The following is a 26,024-nucleotide window of genomic DNA, read 5'->3' as shown; positions in this document are numbered from 1 at the left end:
TGAATATGCAACCATCGAATATAAATAATGAAACCAACCAAGTTACTGAGTTATTAACAGCAGAAAAAGTATCAGAAATCAAATTAGCGCTTAGAAATGAGCCAGAGGTACAAAAATTGGCTCAGTCTATAGATGAAAAGGATCAAATTCAAATACTTGAATTTGGTAAAGAACCTGCGACACAAATTTCTAAATTCTCCGATAAAATCCTTAATAATATGAGAACAACAAAAGTGGAAGACTCTGGTGAATTATTAAAACAACTTGGCAGAATTATGGATAAATTTGATAAAAAAGATTTTGAAGACACATCAAAAGGCTTCTTGGGTAAACTGTTTAAAAAAAGTGAAAAAATCATGGAAAAGCTTTTTGGAAAATACCAGTCTATGGGCCAAGAGATTGATAAAGTATATGTAGAAATTTCGAAATATCAAAATGAAATGGTTGATTCTACAACGATGCTCGATGAAATGTATGAGCAAAATTATCAATATTATCTTACTTTAGAAAAATATGCTGTTGCAGGGAATATGAAATCAGAAGAATTAAAAATGCAAGTACTTCCTCAAGTAGAGGCAAAAGCTATTGCTGGTGATCAGCTAGCTGGTATGCAACTCGATTCACTCAGAAATGCAATCGAGCTATTGGACCAGCGTGTTTATGATTTGGAAATGGCAAAAATGGTCGCTTTGCAAACCGCTCCACAGATTCGCTTATTACAAAGAGGAAATACGAAATTAATTGGCAAGATTAATTCAGCTTTTGTAACCACTATTCCTATTTTTAAAAATGGTCTTATTCAAGCTGTTGCAGCAAAAAGACAAAAATTAGTCGCAGATAGCATGAGTGAGTTGGACAGAAGAACGAATGAGATGCTTGTTAAAAACGCGCAAAATATTTCACAGCAAAGTGTTGATATTGCAAGACTGGCAGGCAGTCCGAGCATTAAAATAGAGACAATTGAAGAATCCTGGAATATTATCATAAAGGGTATGCAAGAAACAAAATCTATTGAAGAAGAAAATAAACGCCTGAGAGAAGAAGGCACAAAGAAATTAGAAGAATTACAAAATAACTTTAAGCAAATGAAGCTGCAAGGGTAATTCATTTTCAATTTTAATTAAAGGTTTGTTATTTTTAACGTATTGTAAAGAATCACAAACTGAGTTGTTTTTTGCAGGGTCACTTGTGACTCCTACGGGAAGCGAGTGACTCAAAAAGCTTCTACAAATAGGAGAAAAACACCTCTTAAATAAATGAGGGCTTTATATATTTCAGGATTGAGCAGAAACCTTTTTTGAAAAAGATAAATTATTATACATGGGAGTGGAGAAAAATGGCGATTAATTTACAAAAAGGACAAAGAGTCGATTTAACTAAAGGGAATCCAGGTTTAAGTAAAACTTTAATTGGTCTTGGTTGGGATCCCGTTCAACAAAGCAAAGGTGGAGGCTTGCTAGGCGCACTTTTTGGTGGCGGACAGGCAGCAAGTATTGATTGTGATGCTTCTGTGATTATGGTTAATGAGCAAGGAAAAGTTCAAGCAAATAGTGATGTTATCTACTTTGGAAATTTAAAAAGCCGTGACGGGAGTGTCCAGCATAGTGGTGATAATTTAACTGGAGACGGTGATGGTGATGATGAACAAATCCAGGTTGAATTAAGTAAAGTACCTGTACATATTCATAAACTAGTTTTTGTTGTTAATATTTATGATGCAGTAAAAAGAAAACAACATTTTGGGATGATTCAAAATGCCTTTATCCGTATCGTTAATCCATTAACAAATCAAGCACTTATTCACTATAATTTAACAGACGATTATGCAGGTAAAACTAGTTTAATAGTTGGCGAATTATACAGAAACGGACAAGATTGGAAATTTGCAGCAATCGGTACAGGCACAAATGCAGGTAGTTTAGGTGAACTAGTCAAATCGTTTTCATAGAGATCAGAATAATGATTGTTACAAATAATCTATTAATCAACTAGGGAGGAATAGAAATTGAGTATTAATCTTTCGAAAGGTCAACGAATTGATTTAACTAAAACGAACCCCGGATTAACGAGAGCAATCATTGGGCTAGGTTGGGATATTAACCAATATGATGGCGGAACTGGCTTTGACTTAGACGCATCAGCTTTCATGGCAAATGAAAATGGCAAAGTTGTCAATGATGAGGATTTTATCTTCTATAACAATCTTATCCATTCAAGCGGAGGAGTAGAACATACTGGTGATAACCGTACTGGTGAAGGGGATGGGGATGATGAGCAAATCATTATTGATTTTACAAAAATTCCTAGCCATGTAAATAAAGTAGGTATTGCAGTAACTATCCATGATGCAGAAACAAGAAGACAAAATTTTGGACAAGTTTCCAATGCTTTTGTTCGTGTAGTAAATGAAGAAAATAATGTGGAAATATTACGTTTTGATTTAGGAGAAGATTTTTCTGTGGAAACTGCGGTTATCGTATGTGAACTCTATAAACATAATGGAGAATGGAAATTTAACGCAGTCGGCAGTGGCTTTTCTGGAGGACTTGCTGCTTTATGCCGTAATTATGGTTTAGACGTATAAAATGACCGAGTTTGATTGCTAGAAACTCAAGCATGCAATTTTCATAACAACAGACTATCCAATAAGAATGACTATAGAAGAATATAAATTTCTTTCTATGTATACATTCTTTTGGATTTTTTTGTGGACTGTAACCCAATATTAACTAGTTTGTGTGTATACCTTCCTATGCTATAATTTTTAATAGATTAGTATGTTCTTAACTGATTTTAGAATCTTATTAGATAATAGGATGAATAACGCAATAGGTGTATTGGGAGGAAGAAGGATGAGCTGGCTCAAAAGATTAGCACCAGTATCTATGATAGCAGCAACAAGTATTCTTATGGGAAACTCACAGCTTCCGAATAATGAAATATATTTAAAAACATTATCCGAATTAACGATTGTTAAAGCACATCTTTCTACAGACGCAAAAGAAAATTTAGGAAACATTATTATTTTGCCAGAAGAATCGTTTGATCAGAAAGAAGCAGCAGTGATAATTGAAAGATTAAATCATTTACCACCTTCGCTTTTGAAAAAAGTCCAATCTCGTGGAATAAAGGTGAAATTATTCACTGGCAAATTAACTGATAATAAAACTGCACAAAAATTTACTGGCATTATTCCAAGAGGATATACTTCTCAAAAAACATGGGATGATGTACCTGGCATTGGTGGAGGAAAAGTGGTGCTTGTTAAGATTGGTGCAAGCGAAAGAGGCCAAGGCCATAGTTCTGTAAATTTGGAGTATCATGAATTAGCCCATTCGATAGACTATAAAATATTAAAAAATGCTAGTAAATCAGAGGGATATAGAATAATGTGGAATGAAGAAAAATCTCGATTATTTCCAAACAAACCATACTTTATTCAATATGCGGAGGAATATTTCGCAGAAACCTTTGCCATGTTTTATATAGGGGGAAAAGAAAAGGAAAAATTATTAGAGTTTGCGCCAAAAACATATCATTATATCGCTTCTATTAAATAACTTTTATGATAAAATAAAACGAATTAATAATCTGGCAATAAATAAGTTAGTCTATTAAAGACATACAACTAGGCTAAGTAAATGAAATCGCAACTAAATAAAAAGGGTGTTATAAAATGAGACAATATTTAGATCTATGTGAGCATATTTTATCAAATGGTGTAAGAAAGGAAGATCGTACAGGAACTGGAACGATTAGTACGTTCGGTTATCAAATGCGATTTGATCTTTCGGAAGGTTTTCCATTAATTACTACAAAAAAACTCCATTTACGTTCGATTATTTATGAATTACTTTGGTTTCTAAATGGTGACACAAATGTGAAATACTTACAAGATCATAATGTCCGAATTTGGAACGAATGGGCGGATGAAAAAGGAAATTTAGGTCCAGTGTATGGACATCAATGGCGTTCTTGGACAACGAGAGAGGGGAATACGATTGATCAGATATCTGAATTAATCCATACGATTAAAACCAACCCTGATTCAAGAAGATTAATTGTAAGTGCTTGGAATGTTGGAGATATTGAGAAAATGGCGTTACCGCCATGTCATTGTCTATTTCAATTTTATGTAGCAGATGGCAAATTATCCTGTCAGCTATATCAGCGTTCAGCAGATGTATTTCTAGGAGTACCTTTTAACATTGCTTCCTATGCACTGTTAACACATATGATTGCCCAAGTTTGCGATTTAGAGGTAGGAGATTTTGTTCATTCCTTTGGAGATGTTCATATTTATACCAATCATATTGAGCAAGTAAAGCTTCAACTTACGAGAGATCCTAAGCCGTTACCACAGTTAAAAATCAAGCAAGACGTAAAAGATATCTTTTCCTTTGCATATGAAGATTTTGAAATCGTTAATTACGAAGCACATCCACATATTAAAGGAGTGGTAAGTGTATGATTTCGTTGATTGTTGCAATGGATAAGAACAAGGTCATAGGCGTAAACAATCAATTACCATGGCATTTACCAGCTGACTTAAAGTATTTTAAAAAAGTAACGACTGGGCATCCGATTGTGATGGGTAGAAAAACAAGAGATTCTATCGGTAGAAATTTACCAAATCGTGAAAATGTCATCATAACGAGAAATCCTGACTATCAATGTGAAGATTGTACGGTTCTCCATTCAATCGATGAATTTTATGAGTGGAGCAATGCACATGCTGAGGATGAGATTTTTATCATTGGTGGGGCCGAGCTTTTTTCTGAAACAATTAAGAAAACAGACAGGTTGTATATAACGAAAATTGATGCAGAATTTGAAGGAAATACTTTTTTTCCAGCATTAGATTGGCAGGAATGGCAGGTTGTAAGTGAGCAAAAAGGGATTGTTGATGAGAAAAATATTTATCCACATACTTTTTTTGTGTATGAGAGAGTGTAAGTAATCAGAAAAAGAGCTGGTATATAACTAGATAGATACTATTGTGCTACAGACACTCGCTTTCCGCGGCGAGGAAACTGAGCCTCCTCATTGCATGCACCGCGGGGTCTCAGCCTTTCCTCTACTTCCCGCAGGAGTCGAGTGTCTTCAGACTACGGGCGATTACCACCAACCTTCTTTTTTCCAGGAATAAAAAACCCAAACACGGATACGAAATATTTTTTCAATCTTCGTATCCGTGTTTGGGTTTATCTTTGGCTGAAATACATATGTCCCAGCCTTTTCTTACTATAAGTAAATTTCCTTTAAACATAAAGATATACACAGAAATACATTAAAGCACTGCCAGCTAATACAAATAAGTGCCAAATGGCATGGAAGTATGGAATCTTCTGCATAACGTAAAAGATACTGCCTATTGTGTATAGGAGGCCGCCACCGATAAGAAGCATAAAGCCAGTCGTACCAATTGCATGATAAAGCGGAACAATTGCCGTTACAATGAGCCAGCCCATAATGACATACAGAATTGTTGATGTAACAATATATTTTTTTACATAGTAACATTTAAAGACTATTCCAATAATAGCTAATCCCCAGACAATACCAAATAACGTCCATCCTAAGCCGCCACGTATAGCAACTAAAACAAAGGGAGTATAGGTGCCAGCGATTAAAAGATAGATGGAGGAATGATCTAATATTTCAAAAAGATCCTTTACTTTTTCATGGGTGATGCTATGCAGTAATGTGGAACATAAATAAAGAATAATCATCGTGGCTCCAAAAATTGAAAAACTTACAATTCTCCATGGATTTGCAGATTCAGCAGCATTAATAATAAGCATGACTAATGCTGGTATACTTAAAAGTAATCCAATCCCATGGGTAATACTGTTAGCAATCTCTTCCTTTAATGAGAAATCTTTTATTGAAAAATTCATGTATATAGTCACTCCTTATCCCTTCATTGTAAAGTATTTCAGCCATAAAAACAAACATTTGCAGAACATGGCATTAACAATAAATTCTACGCAATCAAAAAAGTTTAAAAAAAAAGAAAATTTAAAATTTTATTAGGAGTAACAGAAAAAATCATGGTATAATGTACAAATTAAAATGGTTAGAAATGAGGGTGTGGAAATGGAACAAGATGTAATGAAAAAATGGGTGCAGTTGGAGGATATTATTATTGCATACCAAGGCATTAAAGACATAGTAGCCCATACTCCCTTACAAAAAAATTATCGTTTATCTGAAAAATATGATTGCAATGTTTATTTAAAAAGGGAAGATTTACAGCATGTGCGTTCCTTTAAATTAAGGGGAGCATTTTATTCAATGAAAATGCTAGAAAAAGAAAAAATGAAAAATGGGGTAGTTTGTGCTAGTGCAGGAAATCACGCACAAGGTGTGGCGTATTCATGTCGTTATTTAAATGTTCATGGGAAAATTTTCATGCCTGCAACCACACCAAAACAAAAGGTTACGCAAGTTAAAATGTTTGGTAAAGAAAATGTGGAAATCATTTTAACTGGTGATACATTTGATGATTCCTACGTAGAAGCGGTTGCTTGTGCTGAAGCAGAAGACAGAGCATTTATCCATCCATTTAATGATGAAAATGTCATCGCAGGACAAGGAACAATGGCAATTGAAATAATGAATGATATTGATGTGCCAATTGATTATGTTTTTGCAAGCATTGGTGGCGGCGGTTTAATGGCTGGTTTAAGTACATATATAAAAAGCGTTTCCCCATCTACAAAAATGATTGGTGTTGAACCAGCAGGAGCACCTTCGATGAAGGAAGCTTTAATAAGAGATAAAGTAGTAACGTTAAATAAAATTGATAAATTTGTAGATGGAGCAGCAGTCAAAAGTGTCGGACAAAAGAATTTTGAAATCTGTCGAGATTACGTGGATGACATTCTTTTAGTACCTGAAGGAAAAGTTTGTACGTCTATTTTATCTTTATACAATGAGCATGCTATTGTTGCTGAACCAGCAGGAGCACTACCAGTTGCTGCCTTAGATTTATATAAGGAGAAGATAAAAGGAAAAAACATTGTGGTTATTATTAGTGGAGGAAATAACGATATTGATCGGATGCAGGATATTAAAGAGCGTTCGTTACTATATGAAGGATTATTATATCACTTCATCGTTAATTTTCCCCAACGGGCGGGGGCACTAAGAGAATTTTTAGATGATGTATTAGGACCAGATGATGATATTGTCCGATTTGAGTATGTAAAAAAGAATAATAAAGAAAATGGTCCAGCCGTAGTTGGTTTGGAGTTAAAAAAAAGGGATGACTATAAAGAATTAATAGAACGGATGGATAAAAAAGGTTTTCCTTATACCGAAATCAATCGAGATTCCAATTTGTTTCATCTACTCGTCTAACATATAAGTAACCTAATTTCAGTTTGTCGACAAAAAGATTTTTAGAAACTTAAATGGAATTTTCATGTGTTGCTTGGAGTGGAAAGCAACATCCCTATTCAAAGAGACTAATAAATATACTATATGCAAACCTCTGTTTCTAAAATTCAGGGATTTGTCTACAGTCTGACCTAATTTGCCTTGCATGTTAAAAGTAATTAGACATGTGAGGCTTATTTTGGAGAAAAATACGATGAGAGAAAAAAGGTTAAACTCTTCTTCTCTGCTCCACTCCACTAAGGTGATACCCTTTTGACTAAAACAGACTGCGGTTTATTGGGATCTAACAATTCTACTTCGAAGAGTTATGGTTTGTCTGCAGTTAGACAGCTTAGAAAGGCTGATTGTATTATTGGGGAGTTTACTTTATAATATTTCCTTTAAATTAAGTTTTTCCCATAAAGCGGAAGTGTAATGTGATTTAATTCACAGGTTACGAAAAGTATAATTTGTGGTATAGTGAATTATATATGTTCAAAAAATAATAGCAGAGCATATAAATAAATTAATAATAAAACTTTAGTAAAGAAAGCGCTTAAATGAAAAACGAATGACAAATAGGGAAGTGTAAAATGAAAAAAATCAAAATTGTTACAGATTCAACAGTTGATCTATCACAGGAAATATTAAATAAATATGAAATTGAAGTAATATCTTTATCTATTTATATTGATCATAAATCTTATTTGGATAGAGTGGATATAACACCAGCTGAATTTATCGATAAAATGGTAAAAGCAGAAGAATTACCAAAGACTTCACAGCCATCTGTTGGCACTTTTGTTGAAAAATATGATGAACTTGCTGACGAGGGATATGATATTATTTCCATTCATATGACAGGCGGAATGAGTGGTACGGTAGAATCAGCGAAAAGTGCCAGTCAATTAACAAAAGCAAGGGTATTTGTAGTAGACTCTGAGTTTATATCTAAAGCTTTATCTTTTCAAGTATTAGAAGCTGCAGAAATGGTTCAAGCAGGGCATAACGTTGCTGAAATTTTGCAAAGATTAAATCATGTAAAAAAACATACGAAATTATATGTCGTTGTAGATACATTGGAGAATTTAATGAAGGGCGGTAGAATCGGAAAGGGGAAAGCTTTTCTAGGTTCTTTATTAAATATTAAACCAATTGCAACACTTGAAGATGGTGTATATACGCCTATTGCAAAAGTAAGAAGTCGTTCTCAGGCAGTAAAGTTTTTAGCTAGTGCTTTTGTAGAAGAGAGTATTGGCAAAAAAATTAAAAGTGTCGGGATTACACATGCTGGTAGTCTTGAAGTTGCCCTAAAGTTAAAAGAAGCAATCGAAAAGGCTACTGGTTTCAATAAAGTGGATATCGACTATACGACACCAGTTATTTCGACTCATACAGGACAAGGGGCCATTGGTTTTAGTTACTATATCGAATAGTAGTATCGTTCTTCATTATAAAGTTGAAATAATAGCATACTTGTAAATATAACAGAGAGCCCATCTTTATTTTATAAAGATGGGTTTATTTATAGTTGAGGAAATACATACCCTTTACTTGAGCTGATGGTGTGCAATTCTATGAGGATTATTGCAAATTATACAAAATGGGATTTCTCTTAAAAAAAATGGAGTAATTAAAGGGAATTTAAGTGAAAATGTCGAATCAAAATATAATTAAATTACAAAACTATTTTTAAAACTATTTAAATAAATGAAGGATATGTAAACATGTTAATTTTTTACAGTATGTCTATTAAACACGAAGGAATACAAGAAATAGGTGGCCAGTATGATAAAAAAAATTTGCAATATTCCGTTTGTGAATAAATATCAATTATTATCTTTTTTTCTGCCCTTCTTCTTTCTAATGGTTTTTATAACCATAATTTTCTTTCATCATTTTAAAGAGCTAAAAATACATGTTGAAGAAGATGGAGAAGAAATCTTAACATTACTAAGTGAAAATGTTTCTTTGAAAATGAAGGAATGGAAGAATCTTGATTCTGAACAACTGTTACAGGTTTTATATTCGTCTGAATTTAGGGAAAACATAGCAGATATGGAGGAAAGCCTTTATTTTTCAATGACTGCAGAAAATGAAAATCAACCAAGTATTGCCGTTATTTCTTCACACGATCAAATAAAGGAAATCAATTATGTAGATACATTAGCTGAGAATATTATGCCTATTTACAATAAAACACAAATATTGCATGAAATGCAGCATAGTAGCATATACAAACGTAAGGAAGATTATTATATGAGTTCATTCACTCCTATTAATGACGAAAAGGGACAATTAGTAGGAGTTATAGGAGTGGAGAGAAAAGTTAGTGAACTCTTCATTTTTCTAAAAAAATTAGCTGTCCAAACAATCTTATTTATACTTGTTAGCTATCTCTTCATTTTCCTTTTTATCAGAAGATGGTTAAATAAAATACTTCGTCCTATTAACAAGATGATGATAGGTTTAAATGAAATAAGTGTAGGGAATTTTGATGTTAAAATGGAAGTAATTGATAATCCTGAATTACAGGGCTTAATGAAAAACTATAATGAAGTTGTCGATAATCTCGCTTCCCTTTTTTATCGATTAACTAATACAGCGAAAGAACTTGGGACGATTTCAAAGGATTTTCAATTAACTACGATGGAAGAAGCTCTTACTCAAATGGATAATATTGTAGAATTTTTGAAAACGAATCGGGAACTGCAGAAAGCGGAAAAGATGAACGCTGTTGGTCAACTAGCTGCTTCCGTTGCACATGAAATAAGAAATCCAATGACTGTAGTTAAAGGTTTTTTGCAAATATTTTATGCAAAAGAACATATGAGTGAAGAGGAAAGAACATATATTAAACTAATGATTGAGGAAATGAATCGTGCAGAAACGATTATCAATGATTATTTATCGCTTGCGAAACCTGATGTAGATCAATCTCAAAAGATCGATGGTGCAGATTTAGCGAATAAAGTGATTGATTTAATGCACTCTTATGCAATGATGGGCAAAGGGATTCATTTTATAAAGAATATACAGCAAGTATACATAGAAGCAAATAATAACGAATTGAAGCAAGTGTTAATCAATATTTTAAAAAATGCAATTGAAGCAATGAAAAATGGTGGAACGGTTACAATTAGCCTCTCTTCAACAAAAGAATATGGCGTATTTGAAATAGCCGATACTGGTATTGGCATGACAGAAGAAGAGATAAACCGATTAGGTACTGCTTTTTATTCATTGAAAGAAAAAGGGACTGGAATGGGGCTAATGGTTTGTTACCAAATGGTTGAACAGATGAATGGACGTATCGAAGTACAAAGTGAAAAGGGAAGAGGAACGTCTTTTAAAATTTTCATTCCGCTCTCACAAAACTAGTAACAAAGAAAACGTCCATCAGTGGGTTTTTACTATCCGTTAAGGGATAAGACTAATTTTTGATAAATTGAATGAGCAAAAACAAGAGAATTATTTTACTCTTTTGAAAGTGAAATTGGATGCATAGAGGGAGATTATTGGTAAAAAAATAAGTACATAAAATAATTTCGAACCCTCTCCAATATGCTATACTATAAAAAATGAAGGTAGGTGAAATGATGAAAAAACCATTTACCTTTCTTGTTTTATTAATTTCTCTTTTAATGCTTGTTTCCTGCTCTAATCAGACACTATATAATACAGAAAAAGATATCGTAGTAACAGAAAAAAAGGATATTCCAGTAAGTTTTTTACCACAGGAATTATCAATAGTATCTGTTGGAGACTCTCTTACACAAGGTGTTGGCGACAGCACAGGAAAAGGTGGGTATGTTCCTTATCTGCAGAATTTGCTAGAAGAAACAAAAGGGGTAAATAAGGCGGATTTTATTAATTATGGTGTAAGGGGCAACAGGTCAGATCAGTTATTAAAAAGAATTAAAACAGAGGAAGTTAGTGAATCGCTTAAAAAAGCAGATGGTGTCATTCTTACTATTGGTGGAAATGACATTATGAAAGTGGTACGAAAAAACTTCACCAATTTACAAGTTGATTCTTTTAATGAACAATTAAGTGACTATGAAAGAAACCTAAATGAGGTATTGTCAATTATACGAGAAAACAATCCTAATGCTGTTATTATATTAGTAGGGGTTTATAACCCATTTATAAAGATGTTTTCTGATATAAAAGAAATGAATCAAATTGTTGCAGATTGGAATCGTACGAGCGAAAAAGTATTAGCACAATATGAGCATACTTATTTTGTTAGCATTGAAAATATTTTTGAGAATCCAACTTCAGATTTGCTGTATGAAGATTATTTTCATCCTAATGACCAAGGGTATCAGCTTATTGCAGAGGCTATATATAATAAGATGTTAACAGCACCGTTAGCTGAAATACTAGAGAATTTGCAAACAGAGAATTGAGGAGAAAAGGTTGTTTAACAATAAGTGGAAAGTAGCATTTTTAACATTAGTAGGTGTTCTCGTAGTTTGTATTATCTTTTTAGCTATTCTGATATTTAAACCTGTCGAGAAGTCACCAATCATCAAGAAAAAAGAACGGGAAGAAGTACCTTTTGCTGTTACGACAAATCGTGAGGACTTAACTAAGTTAATTAATCATTATTTAGAAAAAGAAGGACTTAATGGACCCATTCATTATGAAATTAATATAGCGGATCAAGTAGAGTTATACGGTACCTTGCCAATATTTAATACAGATATTCAAATGAAGTTGTCCTTTGAACCCATTGCATTAGAAAACGGAGATTTATTATTAAAGCAAAAAGAAATCAGTATTGGTCAGCTGCCACTGCCAGTTTCTTATGTTATGAATTTTATCGCTAATCAATATAACTTCCCAGAATGGGTTGATATAAACCCAGAGGATGAAGAAATATATGTTCATTTAACAAAAATGGACCTGAAAAATGGAATGCTTATAGAAGCGATAACATTTGATTTAGAACAAAATATTATTCAATTTAACTTGTTACTGCCAACTGAATAAGCATAATACTAAGGGCTATTCCATTTAAAGTCTCATGTGAAAACAAAACGATTAAGCATGCTAGATTGTTTTTGCAGAAGCGTGATGGAATAGCCTTTTTTTTTAACAGGAAAATAACAGTAATTCACATCGTTTGTCTTCGTGTCCTTCCACAATAATTGCACTGTATGTTTTATCAGCTTCTAACCGTATTGGTGGAAATGCGATTATTACTTCTTTTGTTTCTGCATTTCTTGCCTCTAAGTTAACGGTCATTGGATACAAACCTAAATAAGAGCTAGCTCCTTTATAAAGGATGGAAGGAAAGACGGTATCGCCTTTTTGAACAGCGATATCAATTGTTGGCAAGTTTTCTGCCAGTTGAATAAATCGTAATTTTGTTTCGTTAGGTGGGACAACTGTATATTCGGGAAAAGAATGGATCTTTATTTTCTTCTCAGAGCCAGAAAAAGCGAAAGTATGATATATGTTGCTCTCCACACTAATTTTCTGACTGCATAAGGCATCAATCATTTTTCCAGTTTCATAAATATCAATTTGGTATTTTCCTGCCGGCAATGTTAAATCATTGCTCATTGTTTTAAAGGACACCTCTTTAAACATACGCATACCGTTAATATAGATATCAACAATTGCCAAGTTTTGCGAACCATGTAATATTCTGATTTTCCCATATTCTTTCTGCCGATCAACATCAGCGACAATAGCAGATTTCTCCTCATGGCTAAAAGCATGTTTCAAGCTTAGAAGGTGTTTATGATAATAATAAACATGTAATTCTGGATTCGTATATTTATAATAATCACTTAATACATTATACATACCAGCTTCATGTATCGAGTGATAGTGATTTTGTGGCATAGAAATTCCTCCTATTCGTTATCTTTAATGCTGTTTTCTAAGCGATTTAAAAGTAAATCCTGTAAGTTGACTTTTTAGAAAGAGCCTTCTGAAAATAGAATATGCCAAAAGATTAGGGAAAGTGCCTAATGTCAGAGGGGGAAATTTACTTTACAATTTGTTGGAAAATTTATATAATAAAGTTATTAAATGAAAGGGGCTGATGTTTTATGAGCAAAAATACATTTTTTAAGTCGAGTATTTTATATAGCATACAGCCCAAACGGTTATCACAATAGTACGTATTTTATTCTTGGCCGCATTTTATGTGGTTAATATGCGTTCTCTTGTTAAAACTTTTAATTGTTTGTAAGAAAACCATGGGCTGTATGCATCATGGTTTTTTATTTTGCAAATATTTGGAGGTCAATACATGGAATTAACGCATATCGGTTTTAATGATAATGTAAAAGAAGCATATGAAAAGATAGCAAAGGTAAATCAAATAATTGGTAGAATTTCTTTAGAACATAAAAGAATGTATCGTGTGTGGACTGTTTACGGAGAGCTGTTATGTGAGGTTTCCGGAAAATTAGCTTACGGTGCACAATCAAGAGAGGGATACCCTGCTGTAGGAGATTGGGTTATTCTTACCCCAAGAAGTGCCGAAGCAAAAGGAACGATTACTAATATTTTGCCGCGAAAAAGCAAATTTTCGAGAAAAGTAGCAGGGAACAATACAGAAGAACAAATAGTAGCAGCAAATATAGATATGATTTTTTTGGTCAATTCTTTAAATGAAGATTTAAATATAAGAAGATTAGAGAGATATGTAACCTTAACATGGGAAAGTGGTGCGAGTCCGGTTATTGTGTTAACGAAAGCCGACCTAACAGCAGATTTAAGCGAAAAATTAAGGGTAGTTGAATCAGTCGCTTTGGGGATACCTGTAATAACGATAAGTGTTGTAAATAATATCGGATTGAATCAGTTGAAAACATATCTTCATCCTGGAAAGACAGTTGCTTTATTAGGATCATCTGGTGTGGGGAAGTCGACATTAACGAATTATTTGTGTGGTTATGAAAAACAGGAAGTACAAGAAATTAGAGATACAGATGCAAAAGGTAGGCATACTACGACTAACCGGGAAATGGTGTTATTACCAAATAATGCGATTTTAATCGATACTCCAGGGATGAGAGAGCTTCAATTATGGAATAGTGAAGACGGGATTTCTAACAGTTTTTCAGAAATAGAAGAGCTTGCAGCAAGTTGTAAATTTAGAGATTGTCAGCATGAAAAAGAAATGGGGTGTGCTGTGAAACTTGCTATTGAAGAGGGAGAATTGGAAGAAGAAAGACTGCAAAGCTATAAAAAATTATTAAGGGAATTAGCTTTTTTAGAAAGACGTCAAGATAAAAAGGCAAAGTCTGATGAGAAGAAGAAATGGAAATGCACGACAAAGCAATTTAGGAAGAGATGATCTGTGTCATCTATGAAAATGGATGAATCCTTGTTTTATCCCACTCTTAACGGCCAGTAAGACTTCCGCCTCAAGCTTAGGAGAATACGAGGAAGATAGGTGGGAGATCAACTGTCCGTAAAGGTCTGAATGGTTCAACTAACCATCAGTGGGGGAGGAAGGAAAACCCCCACTGATGGAAGTTTCACTTTATAAAAAGCAAGGGATAATTAATTATTTAATCAATAAAGGCTTTATTTTTTGCATATTTCTACATTAAACATTAAGCTAATAGTGTGAAATCAAACATATAAGGGAATAAAAAGAGGAGAATGTTTTTAAAAGGGGCTGTTTAAGTGGAAAAGAATACGGAATTAGCAACATTTGCAGGTGGCTGTTTCTGGTGTATGGTTAAGCCTTTTGATCAAGAGCCTGGAATCATGAAAGTTATTTCAGGATATACAGGTGGTCATAAAGAAAATCCAACATATAAAGAAGTTTGTTCAGAGACGACAGGACATTATGAGGCGGTTCAAATTACGTATGATCCGAGTGTGTACTCTTATGAAAAACTTCTTAATATCTATTGGCAACAAATTGATCCAACTGATCCTGGTGGTCAATTCTATGACCGTGGACAATCTTATCAAACAGTAATTTTTTATCACACTGAAGAGCAGAAGAACTTAGCTGAAGCATCGAAGCAGCAATTAGAAGCAAGCGGAAAATTTAACAAACCGATAGCAACAAAAATACTTCCAGCTTCAACATTTTATCCTGCTGAAGAGTATCATCAGGATTATTATAAAAAAAATCCTGAACATTATAATCGTTATCATATTGGTTCAGGTCGTGCATCATATATTCAATCGAATTGGAGAGAGAATTAATGGAAAAAAATAAATTAAAAGAAAATTTAACACCAATCCAATATGAAGTAACTCAAAATAATGGAACTGAACCACCATTTCGTAATGACTACTGGGATGAGTTTTCAGAAGGTATTTATGTAGATGTTGTTTCTGGAAAACCGTTGTTTAGTTCTCTAGATAAATATGATGCGGGTTGCGGTTGGCCAAGCTTTACAAAACCAATCGATGAAGAGGAATTAATAGAAAAGAAGGATACAAGTCATGGCATGATTCGTACCGAAGTGAGAAGTAAAGAAGCGGATTCCCATTTAGGTCATGTGTTCAATGATGGACCAAATCCAACTGGTTTACGTTACTGTATGAATTCAGCTGCGATGAAATTTATCCCCAAAGAAGAGCTTGAAGAAAAAGGTTACGGAAAGTACTTGCGATTGTTTAAATAGAAGGAGAGGCAGACCCCGCGCTGGAACTTAAGAAGCGAGAGGCTTGGCGCTCGCCCCATGGAAAGCGAAGTGTATTCCGTCTGCGGGTGATCACCACAAACCTTCCTTTTAAAATGAATAAAACCCCAAACAATTATACGAACTTTTCTTAGCATGTACGTATAATTGTTTGGGGTTATTTGGTTGAAAATGCTTTTTCTCAAAAGATCATGTTAATTAGTAATAATAGAAGAAATTTGAACTAGTTGTTGATCTGTTATGTTATACCTTGATTTATTTGCAGATAATTGAAAGGTAACTGTATGATTCCGATCGGTTAATCCACTCGTGACATATAAGGATCTTTCTTTCTTAAACGGCCACCATGTGGATATAGTTGTCACATAGTTATCATCTACAAAAACATCTATCATGCCACCTTTTTCACTTCTAATTACGTTCACTCCTAAAAAAGATCCGGAAAAATGATATTCAATATCAGCGCCAATTTTATTCGATGTATAAAAGCCTGCTTCGTTTTTAAAAGAAGGATCAATTGAATGAAATGGATGAAGAGTATTCATTTCTAGACTAGATACTTCTTTAACTGGAATAGTGGAAGTGAGAACGGTTTTTTTCTCCCGAATTGCTTTGTTCATTGTATCAACAACTGCTTGTGCATATAAATAGTAACCATAATCATTTGGATGTACCAGATCATTTGTTAAACGTTCAGTGGATAGACCAGAGTTTCGAAAAGGAATTCTCATATCGATATTGGTAGCATAAAATTCTTTTGATAATTGTTTAATTATGTGAACAAAATCCTCGTTATCTAGACTACTTTCCGTAATTGTCACTAATTCTGCATGCGGATGACGGATGACGATTTCTTCTAATAAAGATTGATAAAAGAAGTAAAATTGCTTATCGTCCATATATTTTCGATCATTTTCTCCAAACACAATGAATACTAAATCAACATCTTTAGATAAGCTATTTTTCAATTTATATAAGCCTTCAAATGCTGTAGCGCCACTTTGTACAACTAAATGTCTTTTAAAAGATCCTCCGTATTTTTTTGTTAAACTTCTCTCTACAAGTTGAAACCATTTTCTATGGTTATTGCTAGCTCCTGAGCTACGACCTATACTATCACCGACAATTAAATAGTTGACCTGTTTTCCATCAGCAATTTTTTTATAGACATTTCTTTCCGGTTGTTTCGAATCAATTAATAAATAAAACATACTTATAATAACGATAAAAATAAGCGAGTAAATAATGTATTTTAATCCCTTTTTCATATTGCTTTTTAATTTTTCCTCCTTTTTAAAGAAAACACAGTACTATTACGATTAAATTACCCTTTTAAAGGACAAGGTAAGCAGTAATTTACTGGTGTTTAATAACAGAAGACAGTGATTGATAGACAATAAGATATCCTGATCAATATGTGCTTGTTTCAAATTAGGTAAATCACTTGCACCATTATTTTCATTTATGTATAGTATACGTTATATCAATTGATCAAGGAAGGTGAGAGCATGACTAAATCCTTTTATCATTTTTTAATGAAGTTTCGACATCCTGAACCAAATGATCAAATTAGTGAATTTGCAAATGAAGCTTATCTTGATCATGATTTTCCAAAGAATAGTTTTGACTATGATGAGATCAGTGAATATTTAGAATTAAATGGTCACTATTTGCAAAGTATGCGTGTTTTTGATGAGGCTTGGGAACAATATCTATTTCAAGAAGAAAAGAAAAATTATAGTTATTGATGACATCCAGCAAGAAATTGTTTGGATGTTTTTTTATGCAAATGGAGATGTTTTTAAACTGCTGCCGAATTTATCTAAAGGTCCTGTAATTGGAAAGAAAAAAAGGAAGAGCTATTGCTTGTACTTATAAGCACAAATGTATTCTTCCTATGTATAGATAGACATATAATGAATAAACAGTTTGAAGTGTCTTTAAATCGTTTGATTCAGGAAGAAAGGAATTTATTATGAGCGAATATTAGAGTATTGCATATGATGGTAGTAACAAATGAATGTGAAAGTCTAATGAACAAAAAGGATGAAAATTAAATGGTAACTGAAGATAGGTTTATATTCCTTTAAGATCCCCCATCTTCATTGATCAAATGTTCTATTCAAGGTGTGGGGGGAAAACCGCATAAGTTGGCAATGCCACCCAATCTTGTTTAGAGAGGATTAGTAATTATGGCGAATCGTAAAAAACCTAAATTTAAAATTGGTGATACAGTAGTTATCACTATTTATGGAACAGTTGGCAAAATTACAGATGTGAAGTATTTAGATAATATGCATGTATATGAAGTGAATAAAAGTGAAGGGTTATATTTAGAATCCAGTTTACAAATGCTTTCTGAGTATGATGGTGAAATAATGGATTCAGAGAAAATAGATATCGAATATCGCTTCTTTATTGGCGATTTAGTAAAAGTGAAAGGATATGGATCCAATCTTTTTAAGATTATGGGATTCCGAACAGAAATTTGGAGATATAAAACAGATGCATGGGAAGATGTAATTTACGAGCTTTCTAGAGTTAGTGATGGAGAATGGCTAGAGGCAGCGGAAGATGAATTAACCTTGGTGGCAGATGCGGATAGTGCGGATTCATTTATACAAAAATTAGGTTTATTATATATAATGGATAAAAAACAAAAGTCTATCGACTTAAAAAAAACAAATAGTTCTTTCCACAAGACTGAAAAGGAATTGTTAGAAAGAACGAAGGAAAAGAAAGAGCTAATTGACGGATTGTTAGATATCTATAATGATTACAGTATTTTATATTCTTTATTTAAAGATCCAGAGTATGAACAAGTAATGAAGTTAACCCTCCGAAAATTGAAACAAGTAAGCAAAAAAACGGATAAAGACAATAACACAAAAATCTAGAATAAGAGATAAATAAACATTGGAACACTACTAATTATCAGAAGAGAAAATAATTTCTTTAAAAGGGAATGAAAAATAGCAAGAATTTGACTGTCTTCTTCGTTTAAATCTACTTTTATATCTTCGACTAGGTATTGGATTTTATTCATTAATAGTGCCTCCCTTTTTTTATAGTAAATCTATATGTTTCAGCTTTCATAAACATGTCTAATTTCACTAGTGTTGCATTAATTTATTTTCATTATTAAAAATACTCAAAATGTTCAATTTTATTATTTTGTGCAAAGAAAAAGTCCTTTATAATGGATAAGTCAGGTGGTAACCCGTCCAAATCCACTAAAAAAGGACCAACACATGGACAAGATTACACGAAAAACTTCATTTGGACAATGGTTTTCACCAATAAATCTTCAACTTTTTGAAGAAACCGTGAAAACGTTGAAATTAGATTACTATACGAAAAAACTAAAAACAGACTCATTTCTAAAATTACTCCTTTTTGCACAGCTACAAGAAGTCGAAAGTTTGCATGAGCTAAGCGATTGTCTTTTCGACGACCAACTACAAAAAGGCATTGATCTTGATTCAATCAGTATTTCTCAGCTCTCACGCCGATTAAACGGTATAAATCCAGATTTATTTCAAAGGCTTTTCCTTGATTTAGTCGCACAAATTCATGCAAAAACACATTATACAAAGCTTATTATGCCGTTAAAAATCATTGATTCAAGCACATTGCCACTTAATTTGACCAATCATAAATGGGCAAAGTTCCGCAAAACAAAAGCGGGTGTCAAGTTGCATTTGAGACTTGTGTTTATGGAAAAAGGGAGTTCCTATCCTGAAAAGGCTGTTTTAACAACGGCAAAAGAACATGATCGTGGTCAGCTTGAAATCATGGTTGATGATAAAGAATGCATGTATGTGTTTGACCGTGGCTACCTAGATTACGAGCGCTTTGACCGAATGACAGATGATGGTTACTTTTTTCTTTCAAGGCTACGGAAAAACGCAGTCATACGGGAAGTTTATAATTTTAAACTACCCGAGAATTCAGCTGTTTTGTCAGATCAAATGGTGTTGATTGGTACGACTCAAAACCGTGCTGAAAATTACTTTCGTCTTCTAAAAGTGATGGATTCAAAAGGAAATGAACTGCATTTAATTACCAATCGTTTTGATTTGAGTGCCGAAGAAATTTCAGAGATGTACAAATCACGGTGGGCAATTGAGTTGTTCTTTAAATGGATCAAACAGCATCTCAGCATCAAAAAGTTCTACGGTCAAAGTGAATGGGCGATTCAAAACCAAGTGTTTATCGCACTGATTGTTTTTTGCCTACATGTTCTCGTACAACTTGAAACAAGAAGTAAGCGAAAAACCTTACAAATTAGCCGTTATTTAAGGGCTGCATTGTGGAAACCAGCCCATATCTGGCTTCGAAAGATTGAAGGGAAAGCCATCCCTTAATAAGCAAATTGTTGTTGTCGCACAAGTCTAATTGTAAAAAAAAACCAAATGGATGGAGCCACCTTTGAATAGGTATTTACCTTTTTGGCTCTAAACAAGGAGGATAATCAGACTGAAAATTGCGACAATATTTATGCAACACTAGTGGTCTAATTTATAAAAAGAATATTTTTGAATTAGTTCCTATTATTTCACTTGAAAAAAAGTCTGTTTTATCAGATAATTTTTTTAAGAAAGCATTATTTTTAAAATGTCACATATATTCTTTAAAAAGGGGGCGATAAGCTTGAAAGAAATCGACGTGATTATTGATACAGAAGAAATAGCAGAGTTTTTCTTTCGTGAGCTATTAAAAAGGGGATTCGTTCCCACTGAAGGTGAAATTGAAGAATTGGCTGACATTACATTTGAATATTTATTGGACAAATGCATTATTGATGAAGAAATTGATGAATAGAAAATAAGAATGGTAAGGAGAAATCCTTGCTATTTTTTTATTGTAAAAATGTCGCAACATAAAGGTGTGTAGAAAATCAAAATTTTTCTTAAACCATCGTGTTAATCAATAGGAATAAACTTCCCACCTGTTTTTATTTCAGATTATCCCACTCTTAAAGGGCGGTAAGCCTTACCTTTAGCTTCGGAGAATGGAGGAAGCGAGGGGGGAAACTCTCCCGTAAAGATCTGATAAGTGCAGCTAACCATCAGTGGGAGATGAAAAATCCCACTGATGGAAGCTTTTGTTACCTTTTTCTTCTAGTTGCAGAATACTCTTTACCATGTGCTTCGTGTTCTGCGATAATAGCCTCTTTTGGAATATGATTATTTTTCTTTGGAGAATTGATTCGATTTCGATGTTTTTTTCCCATAATAATCCCCCTCCAAATCATTTGTTCCATATTAAGATTGTTTTGCCTCAAAGCTAGAGGAAAACTAAATATAGTATAACCCTCTAAAAAAATGTTATCCTAAAATTAAATATGTTTTACAGCATATTAGAATATGATATAGTACAAATAGTGAAGTTTTCATAAGTAGAAAAATTTGGATTTAAATAAGTAATGAAGTATTAATTGGAGGAAATAAAATGAGTGTACATATTGGTGCAAAAGAACACGAAATTGCAGAAACAGTCTTACTTCCAGGAGATCCGTTAAGAGCCAAATACATTGCGGAAAATTTCTTGGAAAATGCAACATGCTATAATGAAGTCCGCAATATGTTTGGTTATACTGGAACATATAAAGGGCAAAGAATTAGTGTACAAGGGACAGGCATGGGTGTACCATCTATTTCAATTTATATTAATGAACTAATTAGTAGCTATAATGTTCAAAATTTAATTCGTGTTGGTACTTGCGGTGCTATTCAAAAGGATGTAAAAGTAAGAGATGTAATCCTTGCTATGAGTGCATCAACTGATTCCCAAATGAATCGATTAACATTCGGCGGTGTTGATTATGCGCCAACAGCTGATTTTGAATTATTAAAAAGAGCGTATGATAGCGGACTTGAAAAAGGACTATCCTTAAAAGTAGGAAATGTCTTTACAGCGGATATGTTTTATAATGATAATTCGGAGTTAGAAAAGTGGGCTAAATACCAAATTCTAGCGATAGAAATGGAAACAGCAGCACTTTATACAATCGCTGCTAAATTCGATCGTAAAGCACTATCTGTTTTAACAGTAAGCGATCATATTTTAACAGGCGAAGAAACAACTGCACAGGAAAGACAAACAACATTTAACGAGATGATAGAAGTGGCTTTAGAAGCGGCAATTAAATAATTGTTAACAGATAAAGGTATGCTTTTTGCATACCTTTATCAAATCATGTGCAAGAAGAAAATTTAACGATATGTAAGGTGAATTAAATGAAAAAATCAGTAGCAATCTCTTCTCTAGCATTAGCATTAGCTATGTTAACGGGATGTGAAAGAGTAGATTTAACATCAATAAAAGAGAAAATTTCTTTTTGGGACAAGAAAGCAGATGAGCAAGATAGTGAAACATCAGTTAACACAGAAGACCAGGGGAAGGAAGAGGAGCAAAATACTTCCGAAGATGTGCCAGAGGAAGAAGAGTATCCTTGGACATTAGAATCTGTCTTTTTTAATGAAATTAAAGTAGTAGATGGAAGAAATATTATTCAAAACCCAACAAATATTGTATCTCTTGTCAATAAAGAATTCGGTTTGCCAGATGGATATACACCAGAAGATTTAGTACGGCCAAATGTAGAATTTTCTTTTGGTAATCAGGATATTGAAAAGAGCTATATGAGGCAAGAAGCAGCTAAGGCATTGGAAGAAATGTTTAATGGTGCAAAGAAAAGCGGCGTAACGCTTTATGCAGTTTCAGGATATCGCTCCTTTGATCGCCAGACAGAACTATTTGGAGCAGAAGTAGATCGTGTTGGAGAAGAGAAGGCTGTGCAGGCAGTTGCATATCCTGGTAATAGTGAACATCAAACAGGTCTTGCCATGGATATATCCAGTCAAAGTGCTGAGTTCCTTCTAACGGAAGAATTCGGAGAGACAAAAGAAGGTAAATGGTTAAAGGAAAATGCTCATCTATATGGCTTTATACTCCGTTATCCTAAGGGAAAAGAAAACATTACACAGTATAAATTTGAACCATGGCATTTTCGATATGTTGGGAAAAAATCTGCAAAAGATATTTTTGAAAATGACTGGACGCTAGAAGAATACTTTAAGGTTGTTCGAAAAATATAAAAAGTAAGCAGGAAAGAAATATATATTTCCTTTCTGCTTTATCCCACTCTTAACGGACAGTAAGACTCTCCCCCTCTTTTTTTATGAGAATACGAGGAAGATAGGTGGGAGATCAACTGTCCGTAAAGGTACGATTGGTATCAGTGGGGGATGAGGGGAAAACCCCCACTGATGGAAGTTTCACTTTATTAAAATGGAGCTTCCTTACATTTGATTAAATAAAATTAAACATGGTATTCTATCTTTATACATAATTTATAACTCTCTTGTTAACGAAAGTGGTGAAACATTTGGATAACGAACAAAATAATACGGAAAAGGAAATAGAACAAGAACAGGAAAATGAACAAGGGTATTTTAAAATAAAAAAGTTTTATTTTGTAATGCTTTTATTTGTAGTTGTAATTGCAGCTGCTGGAATTACGACGATTGCCTTTTCCTTTGGGGATGAGCCTGCTGTAACAGTAAACAATCAAAGAGATGAATTTAATAAATTATATACTGCCTATGACACATTAATGGACAGCTACTATAAAGATTTAAGTTCAGACGATCTCGTTAATGGAGCTATTGATGGTATGTTTACAGCTTTGGATGATCCTTATTCAGATTATATGAATGAAGAAGAAGCAGCAAGCTTTCAACAAAGTATTTCCTCCTCTTTTGAAGGGATAGGAGCTGAAATACAACAGTTAAATGATAGTATAGTTGTAGTATCTCCTATTAAAGGTTCTCCAGCTGAAAAAGCAGGGATTAAGCCGAATGATAAAATTCTTACGGTGGATGGAAAGTCTCTTCAAGGAATGAGCTCATCAGAAGCAGTTCTATTAATCCGCGGTGAAAAGGGAACAAAAGTAGAATTGGAAATTGAACGATCAGGTGCAAGTGAACCATTAAAAATCACGATTACAAGAGATACAATTCCAATTGAGACGGTTTATGGGGAAATGGATAAAGATAAAATTGCTAAAATCCAGATTACCAGCTTCTCGGAGCATACTGCATCGGAGCTAGTTGACATTTTAAATAAATATCAAGAAGATGGTATGAAAGGAATTGTCCTTGATTTAAGGCATAATCCTGGAGGTCTTTTAGAAGAAGTCAAAAAAATTGCAGGGCTTTTTGTTCCAGATGGGGAAGTTATCTATCAAATTGAACATAAAAACGGTACAGTCGAAAAAGTTACTTCACAAAATAGTAGTAATATGGATATTCCACTTGTCGTTCTAATTGATGGAGGTAGCGCAAGCGCTTCTGAAATTTTAGCAGGTGCTGTAAATCAATCTGCTGATGTACCATTAGTTGGAGTGAAATCATTTGGAAAAGGAACAGTACAGCAAGCGAAAAGCTTTACAGATGGTAGCAATATCAAGTTTACGGTTGATAAATGGTTAACACCGAATGGTAGCTGGATCCATGAAAAAGGAATTGAGCCAACACATAAAGTAGAGCTTCCAAGCTATGCAAGTCTTACAATGATTAACCCAGAAAGCAAATTAAAAATAGGCAGTAATTCAGAGGAAGTCAAAATCGCACAAGAAATGTTAAAAGCTTTAGGCTATGACATAGACAATACGAATGGCTACTTTGATGAAAGCACAGAAAATGTTACGAAAGAGTTTCAAAAGAAAGAAAAATTAAAGGAAGATGGAGTTATTACGGGTGAGACAACCACCGAATTAATGAATAAACTCCGTGAAAAAATTCAAAAATCAGATACACAAATGAAAAAGGCAGTAGAAGTATTAAAAGAGGAAATGAAAAAATAAGGGTTAAATTAAACCAGAAAAGGGTGACACATTATTGTCATCCTCTTTTTCTTTCTTATAAAAATAATAAAAGGAAGTTTATAAAATGAAACAGACAGATATATATGTACTTTCTGGATTTTTAGGAAGTGGAAAGACGACATTGTTAAAAGAAATACTTAAAAAAGAGAAAGCGCTTGGTCGCAAAGTAGCTGTCTTGATGAATGAATTAGGAAAAATCTCCATTGATTCCAATGAAATCGATGGAGATATTCCGTTAAAAGAATTACTTGGAGGATGTGTGTGCTGCACAATCCAAGATGAAGTCGAAGCGCAAATTCAGACATTATTGGTGCAAGAAAAACCTGATGTTATTTATTTTGAAACAACTGGAGCTGCACATCCAGTAGAAACAATAGATGGTATCCTATCTCCAATTTTTGCAGATCAGCTTCGATTCAAAGGGATAATAACAGTGATAAATGGAAGACAATGGCTTGAACGATCTACATTAAGTGCCCCAATTCAGCAACTTATTATGGAACAAGCTAGACATGCAAGTTTAATAATCGTTAATAAAGAAGACCAATTAACAGAAGCAGAAAAAGCAAAAATTACGTTTGAACTGCAATCGATTTGCTCACATGCATTTACCGTGTTAACAACTTATTCTAAATTCCCTTTTGAAAAATTACTGGAAATGGAAAGTCACATATATAGTGGCATTACCAAGACATCGGTTCATGCCTTACATTTAAGTACGTTTGTATATACCTTTAAAAAGAGTATTGCAGCAGATCAATTTGAATTCTTTTTAAGAGAGCTTCCTAATACAATTTACCGTATTAAGGGCTATGTTAAATTTCATCAAGCCAAATATCCAGATTTGTTTCAGTACTCATACGGAATGCCTTTATTTATGCAAGAGGAAATGAATATGCCATTAAATATGGTGTTTATTGGTGAAAATATCGATTGGAAAAAAGTAGAGAATGAATTGAACCTCTTATAAGATTTAGGATATATAGTAGATAGTACAAGCAAATGACCGATAGTGTCATTAATTGGTAATTATTAGTGATGCGAAGTGCACGAGAGTACAGAGGAGAAAATGGGGCAAACTTTCATTATTGAAAAATTATAATGAAGGTGGT

The 26,024-nt window shown here is 33.5% G+C and carries 27 protein-coding genes; 22 read left to right on the top strand and 5 right to left on the bottom strand.

Going from position 1 to position 26,024, the window contains the following annotated elements:
* The first annotated feature begins 5 nt into the window (after positions 1–5).
* The 6 genes from HHU08_RS14335 to HHU08_RS14310 all read left to right on the top strand — a co-directional run bounded on the left by HHU08_RS14335 (position 6) and on the right by HHU08_RS14310 (position 4,956).
* The gene (locus HHU08_RS14335; protein ID WP_101731387.1) at positions 6–1,103 is read left to right on the top strand and encodes a toxic anion resistance protein; all 1,098 of its coding nucleotides are present in this window, start codon (positions 6–8) and stop codon (positions 1,101–1,103) included.
* A 233-nt stretch (positions 1,104–1,336) separates the two neighbouring features.
* A complete protein-coding gene (locus HHU08_RS14330) occupies positions 1,337–1,948 on the top strand; it encodes a TerD family protein (RefSeq protein WP_016203135.1) in 612 nt (203 codons plus the stop codon).
* Positions 1,949–2,005: 57 nt separating this feature from the next.
* On the top strand, positions 2,006–2,584 hold the full coding sequence (locus HHU08_RS14325) for a TerD family protein (RefSeq protein WP_169188736.1): 579 nt from the start codon (positions 2,006–2,008) through the stop codon (positions 2,582–2,584).
* Between the two features lie 268 nt (positions 2,585–2,852).
* A complete protein-coding gene (locus tag HHU08_RS14320; RefSeq protein WP_169188735.1) occupies positions 2,853–3,560 on the top strand; it encodes an anthrax toxin lethal factor-related metalloendopeptidase in 708 nt (235 codons plus the stop codon).
* 116 nt (positions 3,561–3,676) lie between these two features.
* Entirely contained in the window at positions 3,677–4,471 is a 795-nt protein-coding gene (locus HHU08_RS14315) for a thymidylate synthase (protein ID WP_169188734.1), read from the top strand.
* Positions 4,468–4,956: a dihydrofolate reductase gene (locus tag HHU08_RS14310; RefSeq protein WP_169188733.1), complete on the top strand. Its 489-nt coding sequence runs from the start codon at positions 4,468–4,470 to the stop codon at positions 4,954–4,956. Before HHU08_RS14315 ends, HHU08_RS14310 begins: the two co-directional genes overlap by 4 nt.
* A 305-nt stretch (positions 4,957–5,261) precedes the next feature.
* Here the strand turns inward: HHU08_RS14310 and trhA are convergent, their stop codons facing one another.
* Complete coding sequence (gene trhA / locus HHU08_RS14305) at positions 5,262–5,900, bottom strand: PAQR family membrane homeostasis protein TrhA (protein WP_016203968.1); 639 nt, start codon at positions 5,898–5,900, stop codon at positions 5,262–5,264.
* Positions 5,901–6,099: 199 nt separating this feature from the next.
* Between trhA and ilvA the strand changes: the two genes are divergently transcribed.
* The 5 genes from ilvA to HHU08_RS14280 all read left to right on the top strand — a co-directional run bounded on the left by ilvA (position 6,100) and on the right by HHU08_RS14280 (position 12,381).
* Positions 6,100–7,365 carry a threonine ammonia-lyase IlvA gene (ilvA, locus tag HHU08_RS14300; RefSeq protein ID WP_169189687.1) on the top strand — a complete coding sequence of 422 codons (1,266 nt, stop codon included), beginning with the start codon at positions 6,100–6,102 and terminating at the stop codon, positions 7,363–7,365.
* Positions 7,366–7,976: 611 nt separating this feature from the next.
* Entirely contained in the window at positions 7,977–8,819 is an 843-nt protein-coding gene (locus HHU08_RS14295; protein ID WP_169188732.1) for a DegV family protein, read from the top strand.
* Between the two features lie 352 nt (positions 8,820–9,171).
* Positions 9,172–10,764, top strand: coding sequence for a sensor histidine kinase (locus HHU08_RS14290; protein WP_169188731.1), 1,593 nt, complete (start codon positions 9,172–9,174; stop codon positions 10,762–10,764).
* A gap of 215 nt (positions 10,765–10,979) precedes the next feature.
* Entirely contained in the window at positions 10,980–11,795 is an 816-nt protein-coding gene (locus tag HHU08_RS14285) for an SGNH/GDSL hydrolase family protein (RefSeq protein WP_224427693.1), read from the top strand.
* 10 nt (positions 11,796–11,805) lie between these two features.
* Positions 11,806–12,381: a YpmS family protein gene (locus HHU08_RS14280; protein ID WP_169188730.1), complete on the top strand. Its 576-nt coding sequence runs from the start codon at positions 11,806–11,808 to the stop codon at positions 12,379–12,381.
* 102 nt (positions 12,382–12,483) lie between these two features.
* Here HHU08_RS14280 and HHU08_RS14275 read toward each other — a convergent pair whose 3' ends face one another.
* Positions 12,484–13,242, bottom strand: a complete 759-nt coding sequence (locus HHU08_RS14275) for a DUF4397 domain-containing protein (RefSeq protein ID WP_169188729.1) — start codon at positions 13,240–13,242, stop codon at positions 12,484–12,486.
* Positions 13,243–13,654: 412 nt separating this feature from the next.
* On the opposite strand from HHU08_RS14275, the gene rsgA reads away from it, so the two are divergent.
* The 3 genes from rsgA (at position 13,655) to msrB (ending at position 16,001) form a co-directional block, all read left to right on the top strand.
* Positions 13,655–14,707, top strand: a complete 1,053-nt coding sequence (gene rsgA, locus HHU08_RS14270) for a ribosome small subunit-dependent GTPase A (RefSeq protein WP_169188728.1) — start codon at positions 13,655–13,657, stop codon at positions 14,705–14,707.
* 335 nt (positions 14,708–15,042) lie between these two features.
* Complete coding sequence (gene msrA / locus HHU08_RS14265) at positions 15,043–15,576, top strand: peptide-methionine (S)-S-oxide reductase MsrA (protein ID WP_016203960.1); 534 nt, start codon at positions 15,043–15,045, stop codon at positions 15,574–15,576.
* The gene (gene msrB, locus HHU08_RS14260) at positions 15,576–16,001 is read left to right on the top strand and encodes a peptide-methionine (R)-S-oxide reductase MsrB (RefSeq protein WP_016203959.1); all 426 of its coding nucleotides are present in this window, start codon (positions 15,576–15,578) and stop codon (positions 15,999–16,001) included. The genes msrA and msrB overlap by 1 nt, the downstream gene beginning before the upstream one ends.
* Before the next feature lie 212 nt (positions 16,002–16,213).
* Here the strand turns inward: msrB and HHU08_RS14255 are convergent, their stop codons facing one another.
* On the bottom strand, positions 16,214–17,287 hold the full coding sequence (locus tag HHU08_RS14255) for an SGNH/GDSL hydrolase family protein (protein ID WP_101731011.1): 1,074 nt from the start codon (positions 17,285–17,287) through the stop codon (positions 16,214–16,216).
* 240 nt (positions 17,288–17,527) lie between these two features.
* On the opposite strand from HHU08_RS14255, the gene HHU08_RS14250 reads away from it, so the two are divergent.
* Together HHU08_RS14250 and HHU08_RS14245 are read left to right on the top strand one after the other, a co-directional pair.
* On the top strand, positions 17,528–17,767 hold the full coding sequence (locus HHU08_RS14250) for a YozE family protein (RefSeq protein WP_101731012.1): 240 nt from the start codon (positions 17,528–17,530) through the stop codon (positions 17,765–17,767).
* A 444-nt stretch (positions 17,768–18,211) separates the two neighbouring features.
* Positions 18,212–18,916, top strand: a complete 705-nt coding sequence (locus HHU08_RS14245) for a hypothetical protein (protein ID WP_016203956.1) — start codon at positions 18,212–18,214, stop codon at positions 18,914–18,916.
* Here the strand turns inward: HHU08_RS14245 and HHU08_RS14240 are convergent.
* Positions 18,913–19,065 carry a hypothetical protein gene (locus tag HHU08_RS14240; RefSeq protein ID WP_156827827.1) on the bottom strand — a complete coding sequence of 51 codons (153 nt, stop codon included), beginning with the start codon at positions 19,063–19,065 and terminating at the stop codon, positions 18,913–18,915. The genes HHU08_RS14245 and HHU08_RS14240 overlap by 4 nt on opposite strands.
* Before the next feature lie 205 nt (positions 19,066–19,270).
* Here HHU08_RS14240 and HHU08_RS14235 point away from each other — a divergent pair, with 205 nt between their 5' ends.
* Positions 19,271–20,386, top strand: a complete 1,116-nt coding sequence (locus HHU08_RS14235) for an IS4 family transposase (RefSeq protein WP_016201461.1) — start codon at positions 19,271–19,273, stop codon at positions 20,384–20,386.
* A gap of 286 nt (positions 20,387–20,672) precedes the next feature.
* Positions 20,673–20,843 (top strand): YozD family protein, encoded by a 171-nt coding sequence (locus tag HHU08_RS14230; RefSeq protein ID WP_016203954.1) that lies wholly within the window; start codon positions 20,673–20,675, stop codon positions 20,841–20,843.
* A gap of 286 nt (positions 20,844–21,129) precedes the next feature.
* On the opposite strand, the gene HHU08_RS25505 is transcribed toward HHU08_RS14230, so the two are convergent.
* Positions 21,130–21,255, bottom strand: coding sequence for a hypothetical protein (locus HHU08_RS25505; RefSeq protein ID WP_169188727.1), 126 nt, complete (start codon positions 21,253–21,255; stop codon positions 21,130–21,132).
* Between the two features lie 218 nt (positions 21,256–21,473).
* Between HHU08_RS25505 and deoD the strand changes: the two genes are divergently transcribed.
* The 4 genes from deoD to HHU08_RS14205 all read left to right on the top strand — a co-directional run bounded on the left by deoD (position 21,474) and on the right by HHU08_RS14205 (position 25,882).
* Positions 21,474–22,175 (top strand): purine-nucleoside phosphorylase, encoded by a 702-nt coding sequence (deoD, locus tag HHU08_RS14220; RefSeq protein WP_016203952.1) that lies wholly within the window; start codon positions 21,474–21,476, stop codon positions 22,173–22,175.
* 86 nt (positions 22,176–22,261) lie between these two features.
* Positions 22,262–23,122 carry a M15 family metallopeptidase gene (locus tag HHU08_RS14215; protein ID WP_101731013.1) on the top strand — a complete coding sequence of 287 codons (861 nt, stop codon included), beginning with the start codon at positions 22,262–22,264 and terminating at the stop codon, positions 23,120–23,122.
* A 281-nt stretch (positions 23,123–23,403) separates the two neighbouring features.
* Positions 23,404–24,891 carry a lmo1851 family serine protease gene (locus HHU08_RS14210; protein ID WP_456238315.1) on the top strand — a complete coding sequence of 496 codons (1,488 nt, stop codon included), beginning with the start codon at positions 23,404–23,406 and terminating at the stop codon, positions 24,889–24,891.
* 85 nt (positions 24,892–24,976) lie between these two features.
* Positions 24,977–25,882 (top strand): CobW family GTP-binding protein, encoded by a 906-nt coding sequence (locus tag HHU08_RS14205; RefSeq protein ID WP_169188725.1) that lies wholly within the window; start codon positions 24,977–24,979, stop codon positions 25,880–25,882.
* Positions 25,883–26,024 lie beyond the last annotated feature (142 nt).

Origin of the sequence: Niallia alba, assembly GCF_012933555.1 — a bacterium.
Taxonomy (GTDB): domain Bacteria; phylum Bacillota; class Bacilli; order Bacillales; family Cytobacillaceae; genus Niallia; species Niallia alba.
This window is presented reverse-complemented; position numbering and strand designations above follow the sequence as displayed.